The organism is Shewanella sp. 11B5, from assembly GCF_002836795.1.
GTDB classification, from domain to species: Bacteria; Pseudomonadota; Gammaproteobacteria; order Enterobacterales; family Shewanellaceae; genus Shewanella; species Shewanella frigidimarina.
On sequence record NZ_PJAP01000523.1, the window covers coordinates 1 to 5,568 of the forward strand.

Genomic DNA, 5,568 nt, shown 5'->3' on the forward strand with positions numbered 1-5,568 from the left:
CATTCAGTGAGGTACTTGAATAACGCTCACCTAAGCCACGAACATAAATGAATTTGCCATCTTTTAAGGTTAAACCTGTCACACGACGAAGCGCTGCGGCTGCATCACCGTCACCGGTTCTTGAAATTTGTTCTGAGCCCATAATATCGGCTACAGCAATTTGTTCACGACGTTCTTCAGTTGCTTCCGATGCAGAGCTACGTAAACGCCCAGTAACTGAAATCACTTCTATCGGTTCAATTGGAATCACTTCACCAGGATCACGAACAGGCGCTGGTTCTTGCGAGTATACGGGGGTAGCTGTTAATAGTGTCGCCGCAGAAATCACAGAGATAATGGCAAGACTTAACTTATTAACGGTAAAACTCGGCTTGGTTTTCATACTTAACTATCCTGTATGCGGTTCAGAGATAACCGCCCTTGCGGGCGGCTATTAATAGGTCACAGATTAAGGTTATCGAGGTGATTACTGTGGAAAGTAAGCCCAACCTTGACGCCAGTCATTCTGGCCATCGAATGCACCAATAAAGTTGGTTGATTCGAAAAAGCTATCATCAGTGCTTAAGTCTTTACCTTTGCCAAGTAGCGTTGTATCTGTTGCTGCTGGCATACCGTCAGTGATAGTCACTGCAGCTGTTGAGTTTCCTTCTTGGCCCATGAACCAGGTTTCAACATTCACAGCGTCTGCTGTTGCGGCATTATCAGAGCTGTACTTAAAGGGCTCGTTACAGTCGATAATTGAATGAGACATGGTTAGCGTTTTGCTGTTTACGTTGTCGACTAAACCAGCGTAAGAGCCATCTAACTCTAAACATTCGCCAGACTCAGTATCAGCAGTGCTGCCTTTACGACCTTGAACTAACACGTTGTATAACTCACCAGCAGTAGCAACACGTAACAAGATACCTTCACCTTTATCGCCACTTGCGTTAGCAATATCTGTACCCGGTAAAATAGTGAAGTTAGCTAATTTTGGCGCCGACACTGGGGTATCAGTAGCACCTTTATGGCTATCACCTTCGATACCACGGTTAGCATTACCGTCTTCGTGAGTGATATACACAAACTGTGCTTTACCTGTCCAACCGTTAGTCCAATCTAAGCTGTCATCGAAGTTTTCAGTTAAGTACACATATTTCAAGTTAACTGCACCACCCCAAAACTCAACACCGTCGTCGCCGTTAGCGTGAATTTGAATATGGTCGACTTGAGTTCCGCTGCCCACAGCCGCAAATGAGATACCGTTCATTTCTTGAGTATCATTCACTTTAAAGCCAGCATACTTAATCACTACGTAGCTGATTTGACCGCTGTTATCAGCGTTGTTGTTACCACCGTACGGGAAGTCACCGACTTCAAACGACGCTGAACAAGCATTATGATCAGGACATGTATTAGTTAAACCATTACCTAGAATAACCAATCCCCCCCATTGACCACGTTCGCCACTTGCACCCGCAATCACATCCTCTTCAGAGGTCATTTCAATTGGGTGAGTTGCACTACCTTGAGCCATAATTTTTGAGCCACGACTCACCGCGATAAAGCTGTTAGATGTCGCGAATAACTTAGTGCCCGCTTGAATAGCCAATGTTGCAGGCGTGGTGTTATCTCCACCCACGACGACTGCACCGCCATCAATTTTGTACATTACGTTTTGGCCAGCGAGAAGAGTCGTGTTGCTTAAAACATTACCTTCAAGGGTACAAATTAAGGTAATTGATGCATCTTTATATAAACCTGCTGTTGCAGCTGAAGCTGTTGTGCCTACTGGACAAGAGGTTAATACTGGTAATGCTGTCGGTGTTGGCGTTACATCGTCATGAATGGCTGTGGTCCAGCCTTCCGTCCAATCGTTAGTGCCATCAAATGCACCAATGTAGTTAGCATTAACCAAACGCGCATCAAGGTTAGCCAAATCTGCTTTGCCAGCCGTTAATGCAACAGATGATGAATTAGGCATGTAATCGGTTAAATCTGCTGCTGCAACTAGGTTATCCGCTTGCCCTTTGTACCAAGCTTCAACATCTAGCGCTAAAGTACGGCCTTCTGCAGCATCTGCCTTGGCATTTTTGAACGGTTCAACACAGTCAATTAAGCTGTTTTGCATCGTCAATTCTGCCGTGTTGGCGTTGTTAACGGTATTGTCGTCGTTAACCTCTAAACATTCGCCAGAATCAACGTCACCTTTAACAAGAATGTTATAGGTATTCACGCCAGTGCCTTTACGGAATAAAATACCTTCCGCATCGTCACCACCACTGTTGGTGCCGTTAGCAACCTGAATAGTAAAGTTGGCTAACACTGGTTTGGACATAGGTACAGCACTTGCGTCACTGTTACTGTCGGCTTCAATACCACGGTTAGATGCGTTATCAGCTTGACGAATATAAACGTGCTGCGCACTACCTTGCCAACCGTTAGTCCAATCTAACGAGTCATCAAAGTTTTCTGTCAGTACGATATTTGTTACTGAAACATTACCACCCCAGAATTCAAAACCGTCATCGTTATTCATGTGAACTTGTACGTGGTCAATTTCAGTACCCGCACCCACACCGGCAAAACTAATACCGTTCATTTCTTGGGTGTCATTGATTTTGAAACCACCAAACTCAACACGTACATACTTGATTGAACCTGAATTGTCTTCGGTGTCATTACCACCGTAGCTGTGGTTACCCACTTCAAAAGACGCTGAACAATTAGTTAAATCTGGGCAGGTGTTTACTGGCGCATTACCCAATAACACTAAACCACCCCACTGACCCGCTTTACCTTCTTGGCCTAAAGCCGTTTCAACAGACGTAAATACGATAGGGGCAGTTGCAGTACCATCAGCCATAATTTTAGAACCACGGCTAACCACTAAATATGAATCGCTGCCACCTAAGATTTTGGTGCCAGGTAATATCGATAACTCAACCGCATTGGCATTGTCGCCACCGGCAATCACTGCACCATCAAGCTGCCATACAACGTCATTACCTAATACGATTTTGTCGCCATCTTGGCCACCAGTGGTAATTGTTGATGCTGCTGTAGAAGGTGCAAGCGTTCCCTTTAATACCCAAACTTCTTTACCATCAACGGCTGTCATGGTGGTGCTTTTAGTTGCAAAGCCACTGTATGATTTTTGTTGTTCTGTCTGAGTGGGTGTAGTTGGAGTTGTTGGCGTAGTCGGTGTAACAGTATCGCTACCCGCATTGATATTAATATCACCACCACAACCAGCGAGCCCTAATGTTGCAGCAAGGGCTGTAGAAAGTGCAGTAAGTTTAAAAATGTTTTTCAGTTCCATTGTCATCTCCGAAGACGGATTTAAGCGTGTGAGTTAGTTGGCTGGATGACAAGCTAACCTGCAAAAATGACAAAAAGACTGCGCAAACATGACAGTCACATTTCATTAACATTACAGAAATGTGCAAATCCAATGGCTATGCAGCTTAGGAGGATATTTGAATGGCATAAATTTTTAACAAAAAAAGCGAAAATATAACGTTTTAGGTCTAATCAACTTAATAATAGCTAACATAAACGGTCCACAAACCAAAAATAATGGCGCACAACCCTGCGGGTCTGAATGCTTTGACACAATATGAGGCAGACCATAAAGCAAACTTTTTGTGATATTTTTCGGTCATAAAAACAAGAATAATTGCAATAATAAACAATAAATTACCTATCACTTCGAACACTAATGGCGATGAAGTGTTATGCGCATCGAGTAGTAATACACTCCCGAGAACTAACCGAGATATAATTTCAATGTAATGGAAATAGCGTTGATGGCTAAAACGAACAATTTGATCTGCAAAATGCGCTGGAGCCAACATCATGAACAGGCCAAAACTGAATGTTATTACGCCCCACAAGCTAATGAATATGGCCATGTTAACTCCAAGAGATACTGCTTACGCTAATATTAACACCTCACTAATGAGGTAAATATGTTAACTAAAAATGTCGCATCCACTATCAACAAGATGATTAAGCAAGATGCCTCAACAAAAAAGGCTAAGGCTGGTGGCTATTTATTACCCTTTTATAGTCTAATAAACACACGGCAATGACATTAATCAAACCGACTCTGAAGATATAAAAAAATATTAATAAATGCTCATGAAATAAGTTTAGACGATTTTAATGCTAAAATAGCCATTTGATACAATCTTCATCACACAAGGAGTGCCCATATGCCACCAGATATTATTATTTTAGGGATCTCCATACTTATCGCCATTGGCATTTTACTTCATCATCCATCCAAAACTTTAGGTTTACCATCGTTACTGATCTTTATGGGTGTCGGCTTGGCATTTGGCAATGGTGAATTTGGTTTTGTATATGACGATCTTCAGCTTACTTCAGTGATTGGCACCTTAGCATTAAACACCATAGTATTTGTGGGTGGCCTAAATACCCCAATGAAACACATTAAGTTTTCTTGGAAAGAAGGTGGCATGTTATCCACTGTGGGGGTGATATTCACTACCATTATTTTTGGCTTTATCTTGAATGCATTACTCGACTTTAACCTCATTACTTGCATGTTGTTTGCCGCGGTAGTGTCGTCTACCGATGCAGCGGCCGTATTCTCTATTTTAGAGTCAAAAAAACTTAAATTAAAACACGGTACGGGCACCATTTTAGAATTCGAATCGGCTACCAACGACCCTGTGGCCTTGTTAATGGTGGTGATGTTAACCGACTTTATTATCAATAGTGCCAACGGCGCACCTACTGCACTTTCAGTGTTATCGAGTCTCGGCCAGCAAATTGGTGTTGGGGCGGTAGTGGGGTTAATAATGGGTAAAATGGCCGTTTGGGCACTTAATCGCATTAAACTGCCTGAATTTGGACTTATCCCCGTTTTTATTTTAGCCAGCTTTGCCATCACAGTATCAAGCACAGAAATCTTAGGGGGGAACGAGCTTATTGCGGTTTATATTGCAGGGGTGATCATTGGCAACTACTTAAAGAAGGGTGCTGAAGTCAGTAAGCATTTCTTTAATGGTATATCGTGGTTAGCTCAGTCATTAATGTTCATCATTTTAGGTTTGCAGATATTCCCGCAGCAATTATTGCCGGTGTTCATAGCCTCATTGCTACCGGCTATATTACTTATTGTCGTCGCGCGCCCATTGGCTGTGCAGCTGTGCTACTTGCCATTTAAACAAGCTAATTGGCGCAAACGTTTGTTTGTTTCTATGATCGGATTAAAAGGTGCTACGCCAATTGTTTTTGCACTTATTCCCGCAGCTGCAGGAGTAGAGGGGTCGCGTGAAATGATCCACATGGTGTTTTTCATTGTACTGATGTCGGTCATTGTCCAAGGCGCCGCTATCGAGCCGCTCGCCAATAAACTAGGCCTAAAACTGCAGCCCAAAAAGCCAGATCTATAAAAATGATTCAATGCCTCATAACAATGAGGCATTGAATCATTTTCAGTATCTTTGTTATTAGTTATTTTACCGTGATTCTCTCAACTGATTTATCAGGCTGATGGATCACATAGTCTAACTGTACTTGTAGGTCTTTAAACCCAGTTGCAGAGGGTTGATACTT

General features: G+C 42.6%; 3 protein-coding genes and 1 pseudogene. 1 reads left to right on the top strand and 3 read right to left on the bottom strand.

What is annotated here, in order from left to right:
- From CXF78_RS12315 to CXF78_RS12325, 3 genes and pseudogenes are all read right to left on the bottom strand, one after another.
- Positions 1 to 382, bottom strand: a pseudogene (locus CXF78_RS12315) (TonB-dependent receptor); the annotation flags it as partial.
- Between the two features lie 84 nt (positions 383 to 466).
- On the bottom strand, positions 467 to 3,301 hold the full coding sequence (locus tag CXF78_RS12320; RefSeq protein WP_011638998.1) for a hypothetical protein: 2,835 nt from the start codon (positions 3,299 to 3,301) through the stop codon (positions 467 to 469).
- A gap of 217 nt (positions 3,302 to 3,518) precedes the next feature.
- The gene (locus CXF78_RS12325; protein ID WP_011638999.1) at positions 3,519 to 3,893 is read right to left on the bottom strand and encodes a hypothetical protein; all 375 of its coding nucleotides are present in this window, start codon (positions 3,891 to 3,893) and stop codon (positions 3,519 to 3,521) included.
- 303 nt (positions 3,894 to 4,196) lie between these two features.
- Between CXF78_RS12325 and CXF78_RS12330 the strand changes: the two genes are divergently transcribed.
- Entirely contained in the window at positions 4,197 to 5,405 is a 1,209-nt protein-coding gene (locus tag CXF78_RS12330) for a potassium/proton antiporter (RefSeq protein WP_011639000.1), read from the top strand.
- Positions 5,406 to 5,568 lie beyond the last annotated feature (163 nt).

What these genes read in the sequence shown, in the direction of transcription:
- CXF78_RS12325 (WP_011638999.1), bottom strand. Translation starts at nt 3,893, where the DNA reads ATGGCCATATTCATTAGCTTGTGGGGCGTAATAACATTCAGTTTTGGC.
- CXF78_RS12320 (WP_011638998.1), bottom strand. Translation starts at nt 3,301, where the DNA reads ATGGAACTGAAAAACATTTTTAAACTTACTGCACTTTCTACAGCCCTT.
- CXF78_RS12330 (WP_011639000.1), top strand. Translation starts at nt 4,197, where the DNA reads ATGCCACCAGATATTATTATTTTAGGGATCTCCATACTTATCGCCATT.